The 17,104-nt window shown below is 36.3% G+C and carries 12 protein-coding genes; 5 read left to right on the forward strand and 7 right to left on the reverse strand.

Annotated elements, in window-relative coordinates:
* Positions 1–170: 170 nt before the first annotated feature.
* From GYM76_RS00165 to plsB, 6 genes are all read right to left on the reverse strand, one after another.
* Positions 171–1,136: an ABC transporter substrate-binding protein gene (locus GYM76_RS00165; RefSeq protein ID WP_220225499.1), complete on the reverse strand. Its 966-nt coding sequence runs from the start codon at positions 1,134–1,136 to the stop codon at positions 171–173.
* A gap of 85 nt (positions 1,137–1,221) precedes the next feature.
* The gene (gene fdhE / locus GYM76_RS00170; protein WP_220225500.1) at positions 1,222–2,115 is read right to left on the reverse strand and encodes a formate dehydrogenase accessory protein FdhE; all 894 of its coding nucleotides are present in this window, start codon (positions 2,113–2,115) and stop codon (positions 1,222–1,224) included.
* 88 nt (positions 2,116–2,203) lie between these two features.
* Positions 2,204–2,902 carry a formate dehydrogenase subunit gamma gene (locus tag GYM76_RS00175; RefSeq protein WP_065561760.1) on the reverse strand — a complete coding sequence of 233 codons (699 nt, stop codon included), beginning with the start codon at positions 2,900–2,902 and terminating at the stop codon, positions 2,204–2,206.
* Complete coding sequence (gene fdxH, locus GYM76_RS00180) at positions 2,895–3,869, reverse strand: formate dehydrogenase subunit beta (protein WP_081299423.1); 975 nt, start codon at positions 3,867–3,869, stop codon at positions 2,895–2,897. Before fdxH ends, GYM76_RS00175 begins: the two co-directional genes overlap by 8 nt.
* Before the next feature lie 15 nt (positions 3,870–3,884).
* A complete protein-coding gene (gene fdnG / locus GYM76_RS00185; protein ID WP_220225501.1) occupies positions 3,885–6,953 on the reverse strand; it encodes a formate dehydrogenase-N subunit alpha in 3,069 nt (1,022 codons plus the stop codon).
* Positions 6,954–7,251: 298 nt separating this feature from the next.
* A complete protein-coding gene (plsB, locus tag GYM76_RS00190; protein WP_220225502.1) occupies positions 7,252–9,684 on the reverse strand; it encodes a glycerol-3-phosphate 1-O-acyltransferase PlsB in 2,433 nt (810 codons plus the stop codon).
* Between the two features lie 445 nt (positions 9,685–10,129).
* Between plsB and GYM76_RS00195 the strand changes: the two genes are divergently transcribed.
* From GYM76_RS00195 to radA, 5 genes are all read left to right on the forward strand, one after another.
* Positions 10,130–11,473 (forward strand): Na+/H+ antiporter family protein, encoded by a 1,344-nt coding sequence (locus GYM76_RS00195; RefSeq protein WP_065561762.1) that lies wholly within the window; start codon positions 10,130–10,132, stop codon positions 11,471–11,473.
* A 35-nt stretch (positions 11,474–11,508) separates the two neighbouring features.
* A complete protein-coding gene (rsmB, locus tag GYM76_RS00200; RefSeq protein ID WP_220225503.1) occupies positions 11,509–12,795 on the forward strand; it encodes a 16S rRNA (cytosine(967)-C(5))-methyltransferase RsmB in 1,287 nt (428 codons plus the stop codon).
* Between the two features lie 31 nt (positions 12,796–12,826).
* Entirely contained in the window at positions 12,827–13,003 is a 177-nt protein-coding gene (locus GYM76_RS00205) for a helix-turn-helix domain-containing protein (RefSeq protein WP_220225504.1), read from the forward strand.
* A 192-nt stretch (positions 13,004–13,195) separates the two neighbouring features.
* Positions 13,196–14,170, forward strand: coding sequence for a phosphoserine phosphatase (gene serB, locus GYM76_RS00210; protein WP_220225505.1), 975 nt, complete (start codon positions 13,196–13,198; stop codon positions 14,168–14,170).
* 9 nt (positions 14,171–14,179) lie between these two features.
* On the forward strand, positions 14,180–15,556 hold the full coding sequence (gene radA, locus GYM76_RS00215; RefSeq protein ID WP_065561765.1) for a DNA repair protein RadA: 1,377 nt from the start codon (positions 14,180–14,182) through the stop codon (positions 15,554–15,556).
* Positions 15,557–15,629: 73 nt separating this feature from the next.
* On the opposite strand, the gene ppnN is transcribed toward radA, so the two are convergent.
* On the reverse strand, positions 15,630–17,006 hold the full coding sequence (gene ppnN, locus GYM76_RS00220) for a nucleotide 5'-monophosphate nucleosidase PpnN (RefSeq protein WP_220225506.1): 1,377 nt from the start codon (positions 17,004–17,006) through the stop codon (positions 15,630–15,632).
* Between the last annotated feature and the right edge of the window lie 98 nt (positions 17,007–17,104).

Below are 17,104 nucleotides of genomic sequence, written 5' to 3' on the forward strand. Positions count from 1 at the left end.
TAATAAAAAGTATATGTGTAAATATTTTAATACACCTTATTGCAAGGAATTATGAATAGAATAGACTTATCAATAATATTTTAAAAAATTTTGAGGTGAGGAACGGGGTTTTTGAACATTCTTTGCCCATTAAAATGGACAAAGAATTGATTTTATTTAGATATATGATTTTATTTTTGACCAATAACTTTATAGGCAGACTCGATAATGTCAGGAGGTAAAGAGATTCCTTGTTTTTTGGCTGCATCAGTATTGACGACAAGGCGTAATGTTTGTCCGATTTCGGGTTTAATATTGCCAGGATCTTCTCCATTTAAAACTCTTACCACCAGCTTACCTGATTGACGACCTACATCGTAATAGCTCATTCCATAAGCAGCAACAGCCCCTCGCTCAATGGCATCAGGAAACGATGCTAACAGTGGGATTTTATTTTCATTGGCAAATTTAACTAATGATTCATAAGCTGAAACAACGTTGTTATCTGTTGTGGTGTAGATCAGATCAACTTTTCCTTTCAATGTATTGGCTGCTGTTGAAATATCCGCTGTACGTTGGGCAGGCACCGCCACCAATGAAATATTTTGTTGGCTAAGTTCATTTTGAAGATTTTTTAACACTACAGTTGAATTAATTTCGCTAGGACTATAAATATAACCAACAGATTTTACATTAGGCACAACTTTTTTCATAAATTCAATTTGAGGGCCTATTTCTTGGTAGTCTGAAACGCCAGTAACATTGTTATGAGAGGGATTCCAATTTTTAATTAATTTTGCTGCAATTGGATCAGTAATTCCTGCAAAAACAACGGGTATTTGTTTAGTTGCGGCAACTGTTGCTTGAGCACTTGGTGTTGCAATTGCAACGATGACGTCTGGTTTAGCTGCAACGAACTGTCTGGCAATTTGTGCGGCTGTTGCACTACTACCTTGGGCACTTCGATATTGGACATTTAAATTATCGTTTAACTTAAATCCATTTGCTGTTAACTCATCTTTTACTCCATCACGGATTTGGTCTAATGAAGGGTGTTCAACAATTGCTGTTATCGCAACATTTTTTACCGCATTAGCCAAACAGAAAAATGGCGTAATTACTAACATCAATATTAAAATTATAGCGCGTTTCATCATAAAGAACTCGTAAACTAGTACAGTGATATGATTCTAATCTTAATATTACAAAATGTTAAGTAATATTTTTAACTTTTGTAATTTCTTATTGGGCAAAGACAAAAGGATTTAACCCACTTTTTGCAAATCCTTCTTCTTCAGTCTTGATATCCAATATTAATGAGGCAATATCATCAGCAATGATTTCGATATGAGGATCTTTATCTTGGTCTAAGATTTTCAAATAGCTATGGCAAGCATCACAGCACTCGGTTTTTATTGCAGCTAATTCTTTATCTAAAGAGAAGTATTGAATATCTTGCATATTATCACAACAAGTACATTTCACTCGTGGTACATACCATTCGCTTTCACATAAGCTACAATGAAGGTATCTTAATCCATTATTTGCACCAAGCTGAATAATACTCGCAGCTGGCATACTATTACACACTGGGCATAGCCAGCTTTCATTGGTATTTTCAGCGACGGCTTTGCCTTTAATTTGACTAGCTAGTTGGCAATAATAGACTGATAAAGCTGACCAAATAAATATGGATTCATTACCGTCAACCAAATTAAATTTACCATTGAGTAAGTTGCGTGCTTTCTCTTGAAGTTGATTAGAATCGTTTTGTTTTAATTGTTCAATAACAGATTGAATTTGATAGGTTGTATTTGAAAATGAATTTAATAATATTAATAAATAATCTTGCCAAATATCATTTAATGGTAAGTTTTCCAAACTTAATGGCGGAAAATCATTATTAAGTGATGGAGAGATATCAATAGGTTTTTTGATTAAAATAGCCTGTTGCTCGACAATCTTAGCGCAGAAATTTAAATAATCGCTTAAAGAATTGTTTCGTGCTAGCGTTTTTAAACGCTCAGCGCGATGAATATAAAGTGTTTTCGGTGATGGATAAAAGAGTAAGGGAATCTGTCTAATTACGGTGTTTTGTTGTTCAAGCTGCTCTCGTGGGATGATTTTTATACTCATTCTTGATTACCAATTTTGTTATTTTTTCCATCATTAATCTAATAGGCTAAGAATTCCGCTGATTTATATCAGCGGAGATTAATTATTCTTATAAAGCAGGTTTTTGTTCTGTTTGAGATGATGGCTCAATATCGTTCTTTTGATTATCTTTAAGTTCTTGCTGATAGACTTTTTTCATTTCTTCTTCGTACCATGAGGAGTGGTTTTTAAATGCCCACGCTCGTGATACATATCCAGTTATCATTCCTTTTATAGACCCTTTAACCCAAATTGCCATATAAGCATGACCAATAGCCAGTAAAATAAGACAAATAGCAGCAAAAGAGTGGAAAAATATTGCGATTCGGACTATTTGAATAGGAAAATAATCAGATACATATCGGCGCCACATTATCAAGCCCGTAACGAATAGCACAAAGATTAAGCTCATAATGCACCAGAATAAAAACTTTTGGCCAACATTATATTTACCAATTGGGATACCTTCTTCTTTTCCCATAATCACGTTTTTAAAGTTTTTAATCCATAAAAGGTCATTTTTATTTGGAATATTGTGATGAGCTAATTTGATAAACATGAACATTAATAAAATGAATACCACACAACCAATTATAGGGTGTAAAGCTCTCACCAATTGTGGTGTGCCAAGAAATAATCCAAATAACTTGATTGATGGAAAAAATAAAGATAAACCTGATAACGCGGTTAATATAAACAAACAGACCATACACCAATGACAGAAGCGTACAATAAGTGGTGTTCTTAATATCATTCCTTTCTTATTCATGACGAGCCTCCGATTGTGTTGAATTAGGACTATTTTTTCGACCTAAAATAGGTAGTCCTAAACGTTTTCTTGCTTGTTTGTCCGCTTCTTTTTCGTGTTCAATATCTTCTTCATCGACTTCAACTGCACCTACCCCCATGTAGTGGAAGAGTAATCCGCCAAAAGTTGCAACAAAAGCAGCAGCTGATAGTGGTTTCCATGCGCCTTTCCAGAATTTAACGATTTCGCTAATTTGAGGATCTTTAGGTAATCCATGGTAAAGTTCAGGTTGATCAGCATGATGTAGTACATACATAACATGAGTACCGCCGACACCTTCTGGATTGTAGAGTCCTGCGTTTTCAAATCCACGTTTTTTTAAATCAACAATTCGGTGTTCGGCATGGCGAATCATATCTTGTTTGGTGCCAAAATGAATTGCTCCAGTAGGGCAGGTTTTTACGCAAGCAGGTTCTTGACCAACAGCAACTCGATCAACACATAATGTGCATTTATAAGAGTGGTTATCTTCTTTGCTAACACGTGGAATATTAAATGGACATCCTGCGACGCAATAACCACATCCAATACAGTGTTCTGATTGGAAATCGACAATCCCATTAGCATATTGAATGATTGCTCCTTCAGATGGGCACGCTTTTAAGCAACCAGGATCTGCACAATGCATACAACCATCTTTACGTATAAGCCATTCGAATTTGCCATTGATTTCAACTTCTGAATAACGCATTACGGTCCATGCTTTTGGTTCTAAGTCAGCTGGATTATCATAAACGCCGACGGTATTTCCTACTTCTGCTCGCAGATCATTCCATTCGCTACAAGCTACCTGACAAGCTTTACAACCGATACAGGTGGTCACGTCAATTAATTTAGCTACTTCCTGCTGATAATCTCTTGCCCTAGGTGCAGGTGTTAGGGCATTAGTTGCTGAGCGGCGAATAATATCTTGAGTTTGTAATGACATAATCTATCCTCCTTCTTATGCCGCTGTGGTAACTTTTTCGATGTTGACTAAGAAGGACTTGTATTCTGGGGTTTGTGAATTAGCATCACCTAAATGCGGTGTTAATTCATTAACCAAAAAGCCTTTTTTAGTTTGACCTGTGAATCCCCAAACAATTGGAATTCCTATGGTTTCGATCTCTTTACCATCAACTGTCAAAGTAGGTAAACGTTTTGTCACAACTGCTTTGGCTTTGATATAACCTCGATATGAAGTTACTTTCACTGTATCGCCCAATTTTATGCCTTTTTTATTCGCAAGATTTTCACTGAGCTCAATAAATTGTTCTGGTTGTGTTATTGAAGCTAATCTTGCATGTTGCGTCCAAAAGTGGAAGTGCTCAGTAATACTGTATGTTGTACCAACATAAGGAAATTCATCTGCTTTACCTAAGCGAGCTAAATCTTCTTTAAATGCTCGAGCTACTGGACTATTTACTTGTTTAGGGTGCATTGGGTTATTTGAAATTGGTGTTTCAAATGGTTCATAATGTTCAGGAAATGGTCCATCAACTAAACGATTCAAACAGAACAGCCCACCTAATCCATCATTGTTCATGATGAAGGCTCCCGCTCCAGAATCTGGTGATAATGTGGCAGTAAAATCTGGTACGTCATTGCCGACCCAACTTGTTCCGTTCCATTTGATTAACATCCGATTTGGATCCCATGGTTTTCCATTTTCATCAGTAGAAGCACGATTATAGAGTACACGTCGATTCATCGGCCAAGCCCAAGCCCAGCCAGCATGAATACCCTTACCTGATGGATCACTAGGATCTCGGCGAGCCATTTGGTTACCTTGTTCAGTCCAAGAACCACAAAATATCCAAATTCCAGATGAGGTCGTTCCGTCGGCTTTTAATTGAGAAAAACCACTTAATAGTTGGCCTTTTTTAAGGATGATGTTGCCATTAGTGTCCGTTATGTCAGCCAATGCTCGACCATTACACTCTTTTGCTAACTCTTCGGCTGCCGGACCTTCAGGATCTTGATAATCCCAAGTTAAATTATTAATTGGTTCGTGATAAGCGCCGCCTTCTTCTTCATAAAGCTCTTTAATTCTTAAATAGATTCGCGCAATAATCTCTGGGTCGTAAAGTGATTCATAAGGTGGTCTAGCTGCTGCCCAATGCCATTGTAATAAACGTGATGAGTTAACAATTGTCCCATTTTCCTCAGCAAAACAGTTGGCCGGAAGTCTAAAGACTTCTGTTTGTATTTTACTTGGATCAACATCATTTGATTCACCATGATTTTTCCAAAACTCGGCTGTTTCAGTTGGCAATGGATCGATATTTACCAAGAATTTGAGTTTGGATAATCCCTCACGAATACTATTTTTATCAGGTAAGGCTGCCAGTGGGTTAAACCCTTGGCAAATAAAACCATTAGCTTGCCCGTCACGCATCATTTTACTAAAACGTAAAATATCATAGGTTTTATCCCATTTTGGTAACCAATCAAATCCCCAATTATTATCCCCAGTTGCCTTATCACCATACATTGCTTTCATAAAACTAATAAAGAATTTAGGGTAATTACCCCAAAAATTAACCTCATTTGGACCAAGAGGTTTTGGTGTTTTTTCTGCTAAGTATTGTTCAAGCGATGTTTGAGAATCTTTTGGTAGATCAAGATAAGCAGGTAATCGATTAGACAGTAAACCTACATCAGTTAATCCTTGAATATTTGAGTGACCACGCAAAGCATTTATACCACCACCCATGACACCAATATTACCAAGAATCAGTTGAATCATTGCTGCAGTGCGGATGATTTGTGTACCATAAGTATGTTGAGTCCAACCTAATGCATATAGGAAAGTTGCCGCACGATCATTGGTTTTAGTACTGGCGAGTGAACGACAAACATGTAAAAAGCCATCTACAGGACTACCCGTTATTTTATTTACAATTTCTGGCGTATAGCGACTAACATGTTGTTTTAGTAAATTCCAAACACAGCGAGGGTGACTTAATGTTTTATCTCTTAATGCAAAACCATTTTCATCTTTTTGATATGCCCAACTGGTTTGATCGTATTGACGATTTTCTGCATCGTAACCACTGAACAATCCACTATTATTATCAAAGTTGAAATCGTCACGCACAATTAAGCTAGCATTAGAGTGTGTTATAAGATATTCAAAGTTGACTTCGTTATTAGTGATAAGGTAATTAATGATACCAAGTAGAAAAGCGATATCTGAACCTGCACGAATAGGTACATAATGATCAGCTACCGAAGCGGTTCGATGAAAGCGTGGATCAATCGCTATGAGTTCTGCACCGTTAGTAATTTTGGCTTCAATTGCCCATTTAAAACCAACTGGATGGGCTTCAGCTGCGTTACCGCCCATAACAATAACCACATTAGCATTTTTAATATCGTTCCAGTTATTGGTCATGGCGCCTCGACCAAAGGTAGCACCTAAACTAGATACTGAAGGCCCATGGCAAACTCTAGCTTGAGTTTCAAGGCTTAGCATTCCTAAAGAACGGGCAACTTTAAATGCTAACCAACCCGTTTCATTACTCGCAGCAGAAGTCACTAGCCAGCCAGTAGTTGTCCAGCGGTTAACCGTCGTTCCTTGTTCATTTTTTTCTTGAAAATTTTTATCACGGTCAGCTTTCATTAAGCGAGCTATGCGGTCAATTGCTTCATCCCAGCTGATTCGTTGCCATTTGTCAGAACCTGGCGCACGATACTCAGGGTATTTAACTCGTTGTTCGCTTTTAATATAGTCGAGTACGCCAGCACCTTTCGGACAAAGTGAACCGCGACTAACAGGATGGTCAGGATCGCCTTCGATATGAAAAATAGACGATTCGGCATTCTTAGCGCCATCTCCTCGGCTATAAAGGAGCATTCCACATCCAACAGAACAGTAAGTACAATTATTTCGCGTTTCTTTTGATTTTAACAATTTATATTGGCGAGTTTGTGCAAGCGCTACATTCGGCATTAATCCTAAAGTAGCGACAGTTGTTCCTGCCATGCCACCAGCACAGATCTTAAAGAACTGTCTACGGTTAAATAGCATATGAACTCCTTAAAAAGCTGACATTACATTTTATTATCTAATTTTTTCGATGTTATAAACATCCTTACTAATTGTAATGATAATATTTAATTGAATGGAAATAAAGGTATACTTTCACAAAAGTTTGACATATATCAAAAAAACAATGGTGCTATTTATTAAATTAGTTAATGAAGATTATAAAGAATAAAATTATTTAGAAAACAGTGATAAAGCATAAAAAAAGATACTTTATTTAATGATTGAAGTTTATTCGGCTTACCCAAAATAATCAAGTAAGCCCAAGATAATTTAATTTTTAAGGATTGATTTCATCAATTGTTTGCATTACACGGTTAGTAATTAATGGTTTAAGTATATTATTCATGGTTTCGATTTTCGGTAAATTTGCATCACCTTTATCATCTAAATAACCTTGTTCCCGAAGCGAAGCAACTAGTGTTGAAAAAACACCTTTATCAAAAAATTCAGGAGCATTTATACCATGTAATATTGAAAGCCGTTCTGCAATTAAACGTCCTTCTTTTTCTAAGGTTGCACGACTAATTGTTGGATCTTTTTGTAACAATGAAAATGCAATGACATAGCGTTGTAATGTATCTCTTGATGATGACGCTAACAACTGTAATCCTGACATTTTTAAGTAGTTCAATGTTAATTTATCAGGTGAATAACTTATTAGATTCAAATCAGCATAAGTTGCAATAATTTTATTAACGTATTCAGTTAATTGATCTTCATTATGATATAAAAATAGCTCTGATTTTATTAAAGGGAAGAGCAATTTAACCTGCATAAGTACTTCATCAATTGAAATGCGATTATGTTTAAGTAAAATTCTAGCCACAATTGCCGGTATAATCAGTAAATGCTGAATATTATTGCGATAATAGGTCATCAATACTGCTTGTTCGGTCGTTAACCCCACCATTTCACCAACTTCATCAGTAGTAATGACAAATTTACCCATTTCTTTGGCATGTTCAAACATCTCTTCGGCAGTTTGATCGGGAATGGTAATCAAATCAGAGTAAGGAATGTTTTTTAATAATTTTAAAAGATAATCTAAATGCTCTAATAATTTTACTTTTGTTAATGTGCATTGATCAGCGGCTAATAATATTGAACAACATAAATTCATAGCATTAATCGCAGCCGAAGAATTGATGTGCTCCATAATTTGTTTCGCAAGCAAATTAGTTGTTGGTGTTAACCAATTAGGGCGCGGTGTTCCTGTAGGATCAATAGCATCTCGCCATTCAGGTATATGCTGATTTAAAAATTGATTTAAAGGTATTGGGCTCCCAAAGTTAACGTAGCCAAAGCCTAGTTTTTTTAATTTTAAGAAGGCTTTAATTGTGCTCCACAAGCTTTCTTTTTCTTTTTTAGCGCCACGCAGCTCGTTAGCATAAGTGGCAACTTCTAAAACATGTTCATAACCAATATAGAGCGGGACAATTGTGATTGGGCGTGTATCACCCCGTAATAAAGTTTGGATTGTCATCAACAACATTCCGGTTTTAGGGTCGAGTAGTCTTCCTGTGCGTGAGCGCCCACCTTCAATGAAATATTCGACGGCATAACCCCGGATAAATAACTCTGCTAAATACTCTCTAAATACGGCGGTATAGAGTTTGTTACCTTTAAATGAACGGCGGATAAAAAATGCCCCTAAGCGCCTAAAAATAGGGCCTGCTGGCCAGAAATTTAAATTGATACCAGCTGCAATATGTGGTGGAACTAATCCTTGCCGATAAAGTACATAAGACAATAACAAATAGTCCATATGACTTCGATGACATGGTGCGTAAACGATTTCGTGTCCATTTTCAGCAAGCTCTCGAACTGGGTCAGCATTCGTTACTTTTAAACCTTGATAAAGTCTATTCCATGCCCAAGTAAGAACAGAGTCAGTCACTCTTAGCATGCGGTAAGAAAAATTAGCCGCGATTTCATTTAGAAGTGATAAAGCATTTTTCTTGGCTTTATCTAGCCCAATATGTTTACTTTTAGCTTCTTCTTGTATTGCTTCAGCAAGAGCTGGGTTAGTTAATAATTTATTAAGCATTTCCTGTCTAACAGGCAATTTAGGACCAACAGAAGCCGCTCTTTGTTTAGCAAAGTGAATACGTGCTACACGCGCAAGTTTATGTGCTAAAACAGAAATATCTTGTTTATCGTCGACTTTAATATCTTTAAAAGATACGGTTCGAGAAAATCGAGTATAGCAGTCACGACCAGAAATTAAGATTTTATAAAGTTTATAGGTAGCACCTAACACTTGCAGTGAAGGCATTTTTTTGCCTTCTTTATCTGGTTTACGACCAAACATTACAGATACAGGCAACATTTGAACATCAAGTTCATCATTTTGTTGATGGGCTGAAATGTATTCCCTTAAAATTTCGATAGATTTATTTTTTTGTTTACTTGAAGCAAAAATTCCTGGGCCTTTATCGATATAAATATAAGCAGGTACAGTTTTATCATTAATATCAATTCCTAATAAAGGATCTGGTAAATGATATTTTAGACAAAGCGACCTAACTACCATTAAATCAATTTGAGAGTTATAAGGAAGCACATACAAAATTGGACGATGGATATCGAGGTCCAGTTCAGTAATGGGATCGGTAGGAATTGGTTTACTTTTAACAAAAAGCTTAACAGGAATTTGAATTAGTGAAAAATAAATTTTTGTCCACCAAGAAAACATAAAAATAAACCTCATACTTTGTTGCTAACTATATACTTAAATCATTTTAAGTTATTTATTTACCAACCTAATAATGAATGTTTAAGCTGTAAATTGATATGATTACTCTAATATAAAAAACATTAATCCAAGTATATATGCGTTACAGTATAGCAAATTTGCATAATCTTGTAGTGATTACATTATAATAATGACAACGTATTATAAAGGTTTATTTCTATCAGCACCATATCAGCATGAATTGAATATTACCGTTAATTAAAGCAAATTATTAACACAATTTTCATTAAGGATACAAATCGGTTATTCTTTATTTGCAATGTTAGCATTAAATTTATTATAAGTTTTCTTTAGTCTTACCTAAAAAATAATTTACGCTAGTAAGCGTATACTAACAATTGCACTTTATATATCTATCGCCTAGAATAACTATCTTTATTTTGCTACGAAGAATCTATTTATGAATACTATTCTTGAGCTGTTTTCCTCGGTAAATGCAGTGGTTGTTGCAGTTATTTTAATGTTAGTCCTTTCGCTTTGCCGTGTTCATGTGGTTATTAGCTTAATCATTGGTGCTTTTGTCGGTGGTTTATGTAGCCATTTAACATTAAAAGAAACAATTGACGCTTTTAATACTGGGATTAGCAACGGGGCTAATATTGCGCTTTCTTATGCTATGCTTGGTGCGTTTGCAGTAGCAATTTCAAAATCAGGATTACCAGAATTGTTAGCTGACAAAGCCATTAAGCAGTTAACGACTAATGATGCTAAAACTCGAATTAAATGGTTGTTAATTATCATAATCGGGTTAGTTAGTATTTCCTCACAAAATATCATCCCAATTCATATCGCCTTTATACCGTTGTTAATTCCGCCACTTTTATATGTGATGTCGAGATTGCAACTAGATAGACGAATGATTGCTTGTATCATGACATTTGGTTTGATTACACCATATATGTTTTTACCTGTCGGATTCGGTAATATTTTCTTAAATCAAATCTTATTAAAAAATATTATTTCATCGGGGATGGATGTTAGCCATGTTAATGTTATGCATGCTATGGCTATTCCGGCTTTTGGTATGTTTGTTGGTCTACTTTGGGCTATTTTCGTTAGTTATCGTAAACCGAGACAATATAAACTGATTCATGAAGAAAGCCATGCCGAAGAGTTTAGTAATGTAAGTACTCGTTCACTTGTCGTCTCATTATTAGCAATTATTCTCTCTTTTACTGTCCAACTTTATACTGGATCGATGATTTTAGGTGCTTTAATTGGCTTTATCTGCTTTATTGCTTCAGGCTCAATTAAATGGGGTGAGGCAGACGGAATCTTTACCGATGGTATCAAAATGATGGCGATGATCGGCTTTGTGATGATATCAGCTCAAGGCTTTGCTGAAGTATTAAAACAGACTCATGAAATAGAACCATTAGTTGTTAATAGTGCCTCATTATTTGCGGGGAATAAAGTAGTTGCATCTTTTATGATGATGTTAGTTGGCTTGATCATTACACTTGGTATTGGTTCATCTTTCTCTACTGTACCAATTATTGCAGCTATCTATGTTCCTTTATGTGTTCAGTTGGGCTTTTCACCAATAGCAACCGTTTGTTTAATTGGTGCGTCAGGAGCGATTGGCGATGCAGGTTCACCTCCTTCAGATACTATTTTAGCAACATCTGCTGGTTTAAACAGTGATGGTCAGCATGATCATATAAGAGATAGTGTTATTCCAACCTTTACCCATTTTAATATTCCATTGTTTATAGCTGGTTGGGTGGGATCATTAATTTTATAAATGTTTAGATTGATGAGTTAAGGTCATTATTGGTTATGAATAAAAAGTCACACTCAAATATTCGAGCTATTTGTGCTAAAGCGATTTTTAATGTACTTGAAGAGGGGCAATCGCTTAGTACGGCCTTAACGTTATTTAGCCATAAAGTAGCAGAAAAAGATCGCGCGCTAATGCAAGAAATCTGTTTTGGTGTGATGCGTGTTTTACCTGAACTTAATTTTTATATTCATACTTTGATGAATAAAGTTCTTACCGGGAAAAATCGAGTTCTACACTATTTATTGTTAGTGGGTATTTACCAAATTTTATATACCAGAATACCTGAACATGCAGCTGTAGGTGAAACAGTTAATGCAGTAAATGATTTAAAAAAATCAGCGCTCAAAGGATTAGTAAATGGCGTATTGCGTGAATTTTTACGCCAACAAGAATCATTACAACGAAAATTTGTACAGGATGATAAAACACCTCAAACTTTGCATCCAAGTTGGTTAGTTAATCGTCTTAAGCAAGCTTATCCCGAGAAATGGCAAGCAATCATTTCTGCCAATAACCAAAAACCACCAATGTGGTTACGCGTTAATCTTAATCACTATTCAGTTAGTGAGTATCAACAATTGTTAACTGAACGGCAAATTGAATCAGAAGCTTTTGCTGATTTGCCTTGTGCTATTAGGGTATTATCGCCTGTAAATGTAACGAAATTACCTTATTTTGCTGAAGGAGCCGTTACCGTACAGGATTTGTCTGCTCAATATGCTGCATATTTGTTAGAACCCCAAAATGGTGAGAAAATTTTGGATATGTGTGCCGCTCCAGGTGGAAAAACAACCCATATCTTAGAAATTGCACCTAAAGCAAATTTATTAGCGGTAGATGTTGATGCAGGTCGTGCTAAACGTATTGAAGAAAATCTGGCTCGCCTAAAACAAGTAGCAGAAGTTAAAGTGGGTGATGGTCTTACACCGGAAAAATGGTGCTTGGGTAAACAATTTGACCGAATTTTGCTTGACGCACCATGCTCGGCAACAGGCGTAATTCGTCGCCATCCTGATATCAAGTGGTTACGGCGAGATAGTGATATTGCGCAACTCACTGAATTGCAACATGGGATCTTAACCAATATTTGGTCTTATTTAAAAACAGGTGGCACTTTAGTCTATGCTACCTGTTCAATCCTACCTGATGAAAACAGATTGCAAATTGAGCGTTTTTTAAAAGAAAACAGCAATGCCCAACTTGTGGGTGATACGAAACAATTTTTACCAACTATACACGGCGGCGATGGCTTTTTCTATGCTGTTTTAAAAAAAAGTAGTTAATACATTTTTACAATGCCAGCTCTGTTTAAAAATGATTAATGTATTAACGCTGAGCATCCAGCTTAAAAAGTTGGAGGAAGATGAACTTATCACTCGTAGTGTATATGGTGAAAAAACACCACTTAAAGTGTTATACAAATTACCCCCTTTGGGTGAAAAAATTGGCCCAGCACTTGAACAGCTTTGTATGTGGGGACTATCTGTTTAGTATTCTTTCTTCATTTCTAAACTGAAGCTAATTAATATTGATTAACAATGAAATTTCTTGCAAAAAAAGTTGAGGAACAGGGTTTTTGAGCCGTAAAATTTAAGAAATAACTTCTTATAATCCTTACTTGGACAATCTTTAGTAGATATGGTAAATTCCGAATCTGTTTTACATTTTTAAGACTTTCGATATATGGCTTATACATTAACCTATAATGATCTCCCAGAAAATATTCAATACTGGCAAGGTTTACCTTTGTCTTTAAATGGTTGTGAAGTTGTTCCATTGGATTACAATGCGGGTAAAACGGGTTGGATTATTTATGGGAAAAAGTTAAATAAAACACTGCTTTCAAAATTTCAAAGACAACTTGCAATGCCAATGGTTGTAGTTTCATCTTGGAAAATTAAAACCTATCAAATAGTACGTATTGCTGGCGTAATGCCGAAAAAAGCCAAATCGATTTCGCTAACATTAGGTATTGATGTTTCACCAATTGATAATTTACCCACATTGCATTCTCCAGGTTTATTAGTTATGGATATGGACTCGACTGCAATTGGTATTGAGTGTATTGATGAACTAGCAAAATTACATGGTGTCGGTGAACAAGTTGCTGCAGTGACTGAGCTTGCTATGCGTGGTGAACTTGATTTTGCTACCAGCTTACGTAAACGAGTTGCTACCTTAAAAGGCGCACAGCAAGATATTTTAGAACAAGTAAAAGAGAGTCTACCATTAACACCAGGATTAACTTATTTAGTTAAAGAGTTGCATAAAAAAAATTGGCATGTTGCCATTGTTTCGGGTGGATTTACCTATTTTGCAAATCATTTAAAAAAGAAGTTAAAATTAATTGATGCTCACGCTAATGAATTAGAAATTAAAAACGGTAAGCTGACAGGTAAAGTTAATGGGCAAATTGTTGATGCTAAATATAAAGCGCGGATGTTACAACAATTAGCCACCTCTTTAGATATTCCTATTGAGCAAACTGTTGCGATTGGTGATGGGGCAAATGATTTAATGATGATTAGAATTGCAGGGCTTGGTGTTGCTTATCATGGAAAGCCTAAAGTCGTTGAAAAAGCAAGAATCAGCATCAATTATGCTGATTTAACCGGTTTATGGTGCATCTTATCTACCAGTTTATTAAGTGAAGGCTAGGAGAAGAATTTGGCAAAAACAGTAAAGCGCGCTTATGTCTGTAATGATTGTGGTGCTGACTATCCTCGTTGGCAAGGTCAATGTAGCGCTTGTCATGCATGGAATACCATTACTGAAGTTAGGTTAGCTAGTAGTTCATCACGCAATGACCGATTAACCGGCTATGCCGGTGGTGCAGGGCAAACTAAAATCCAAAAATTATCTGAAATTAGTCTGGAAGCCTTACCCAGATTTTCAACTGGATTTTCTGAATTTGACCGTGTACTTGGTGGTGGTGTAGTACCAGGTAGTGCTATCTTAATTGGTGGTAACCCCGGTGCCGGTAAAAGTACTTTGCTACTGCAAACCATGAGTAAACTGTCAGCACAAATGAATACGCTTTATGTTACTGGTGAGGAATCATTACAACAAGTAGCGATGCGTGCACATCGTTTAGGTTTACCGACAGATAATATTAATATGTTGTCTGAAACCAGTATTGAGCAGATCTGTTTACTTGCTGAGCAGTCACAGCCAAAGTTAATGGTTATTGACTCAATTCAAGTTATGCATCTTGCTGATATTCAATCTTCGCCAGGTAGTGTGGCTCAAGTTCGTGAAACTGCAGCTTATTTAACGCGTTTTGCGAAAACCAAAGGCATAGCCATTATTATGGTTGGCCATGTGACTAAAGATGGCTCACTAGCTGGCCCTAAAGTACTTGAACACTGTATTGATTGCTCAATTTTACTTGATGGTGATGCTGACTCTCGATTTCGAACTTTACGTAGCCATAAAAATCGTTTTGGCGCAGTCAATGAGTTAGGTGTGTTTGCTATGACTGAACAAGGATTGAAAGAAGTCAGTAATCCATCTGCAATCTTTTTAAGTCGTGGTGAAGAGATGTTATCGGGCAGTTCGGTAATGGTGTTATGGGAAGGTACTCGCCCATTGCTGGTTGAAATTCAAGCGTTAGTTGATCATTCTGTATATGGCAATCCAAGGCGAGTAACTGTCGGACTTGATCAAAATCGGCTGGCACTTTTACTCGCGGTTTTGCATCGCCATGGTGGTTTACAAATGGCTGATCAGGATATTTTTGTTAACGTTGTTGGCGGAGTAAAAGTGACCGAAACTAGTGCCGATTTAGCATTGATTGCTGCATTGGTATCCAGTTTTCGAAATCGACCTTTACCACAAGATGTGGTTATTTTTGGAGAAATAGGTCTAGGAGGAGAAATACGACCAGTACCAAGTGGTCAAGAGCGTATTTCTGAAGCCGCTAAACATGGTTTCAAAAAGGCAATAGTGCCTATAGCCAATATGCCAAAGAAAAAGCCAGAAAATATGCAGATCTTTGCTGTTAAGAAAGTGTCGGAAGCGTTAGATATTTTAAGTGATCTTTAGAGTGTTCAAATATTGCTAAATACTCCGCCGATTTTTGTATCGGCGAAGTATAACTGGCTAATATTAAAGTTAATTAATAACAAATTTCATAACAAGGTTGATAGGCACTACCGCCAGGAAGCTTCATGCGATCTTGTTTTACATAGCTAAGCAGTAAATTATCTAATTGCTTCATGATTTCAGGATCACCTTGCAATTTATAGCGACCATGTTCAGCAATTTGCTTCATACCAAACTCTTTAACATTACCAGCAACAATTCCAGAAAAAGCACGGCGTAAATCAGCAGCTAATAATTCAACTGGCTGATCTTTATGTAGATTAAGTGATGCCATGTTTTCATGGGTTGGTTCAAATGGGTGCTGTAATGCTTCATCAATTTTGAGTAACCAGTTAAACCCATAAGCATCACCAGTTGCTAACCGTGATGATTTAACCTGTTTTACCCCATGTTTCATTATGCGAGCAACTTGTTCAGGTGAATCAATGATAATTTCATACAATTTAGTCGCTTCTTCGCCTAAAGTATTACGAATAAATTGATCAATCGCGTCAAAATAATCTTCACACTCTTTTGGGCCTGTTAAAATAATTGGTAAAGTCTGATTTTTATTAGCAGGATTGAGCATTATCCCCAAAATATAAAGTAATTCTTCAGCAGTACCAGGTCCGCCAGGAAAGATAACTATACCATGCGCCATTCGAACAAACGCTTCAAGTCGTTTTTCGATATCTGGCATAATGATAAGTTCATTAACTAACGCATTTGGTGGTTCGGCTGCAATTATCGATGGCTCAGTCATACCAATAAAGCGACTATCTTTTATACGTTGTTGTGCATGACCAACAGCAGCGCCTTTCATTGGTGCTTCCATTATTCCCGGACCGCAGCCTGTACAGATATTAAGTTCTCGTAATCCAAGTTGCATACCAACTTGACGAGCATAATAATATTCACTTTCGTTAATTGAATGTCCACCCCAACAAACAATTAGATTAGGCTCTTCGCCAACGTGTAGGGCATTGGCATTACGCAGAATAGAAAAAACAAGATTGGTGATGTAATAGGAGTGTTCTTTTTCAAGCTTCTCGTTAGGTACCAAGTGTTTAATTGCCGTAATTTGGCCATTTAAAAAAAGAATATCACGTAAAACCGCAAACAGATTGGCTTGTATGGAGCGAATAATGCGTTTGTCGACAAAAGCACTTTCAGGTGCATCAATAAGCTCTAATTTAACTCCACGCTCTTTACTGATAACGTTAATTTCGAATGATTTAAATCTATCTAGTAATTCTTTAGTGTTATCCGTTTTACTACCCGCATTAAGGGTAGCTAATGAGCAATTTCTAAATAATTGATAAAGTTCGCTATTTGCTGATTTTTTTAAAATATCAACTTCAGCCTGCGCAAGTAAATCCATTGATCCTAACGGGCTTATATGGGTAATCATCACAACCTCCATTTGACGGTTTTATCGACAAGGAAATCATTATATACTGAAATATGATGAATACTAAGCAAAGCTGAAAATAAGCTTAAATATAAACC

This window comes from Gilliamella sp. ESL0443 (assembly GCF_019469165.1).
Classification (GTDB): domain Bacteria; phylum Pseudomonadota; class Gammaproteobacteria; order Enterobacterales; family Orbaceae; genus Gilliamella; species Gilliamella apicola_E.

Coding starts and splice junctions, on each gene's coding strand:
- GYM76_RS00205 (WP_220225504.1), top strand. CDS start 12,827: ATGATTAATGTATTAACGCTGAGCATCCAGCTTAAAAAGTTGGAGGAA.
- GYM76_RS00195 (WP_065561762.1), top strand. CDS start 10,130: ATGAATACTATTCTTGAGCTGTTTTCCTCGGTAAATGCAGTGGTTGTT.
- serB (WP_220225505.1), top strand. CDS start 13,196: ATGGCTTATACATTAACCTATAATGATCTCCCAGAAAATATTCAATAC.
- ppnN (WP_220225506.1), bottom strand. CDS start 17,006: ATGATTACCCATATAAGCCCGTTAGGATCAATGGATTTACTTGCGCAG.
- fdhE (WP_220225500.1), bottom strand. CDS start 2,115: ATGAGTATAAAAATCATCCCACGAGAGCAGCTTGAACAACAAAACACC.
- fdxH (WP_081299423.1), bottom strand. CDS start 3,869: ATGTCATTACAAACTCAAGATATTATTCGCCGCTCAGCAACTAATGCC.
- rsmB (WP_220225503.1), top strand. CDS start 11,509: ATGAATAAAAAGTCACACTCAAATATTCGAGCTATTTGTGCTAAAGCG.
- GYM76_RS00175 (WP_065561760.1), bottom strand. CDS start 2,902: ATGAATAAGAAAGGAATGATATTAAGAACACCACTTATTGTACGCTTC.
- fdnG (WP_220225501.1), bottom strand. CDS start 6,953: ATGCTATTTAACCGTAGACAGTTCTTTAAGATCTGTGCTGGTGGCATG.
- GYM76_RS00165 (WP_220225499.1), bottom strand. CDS start 1,136: ATGATGAAACGCGCTATAATTTTAATATTGATGTTAGTAATTACGCCA.
- plsB (WP_220225502.1), bottom strand. CDS start 9,684: ATGAGGTTTATTTTTATGTTTTCTTGGTGGACAAAAATTTATTTTTCA.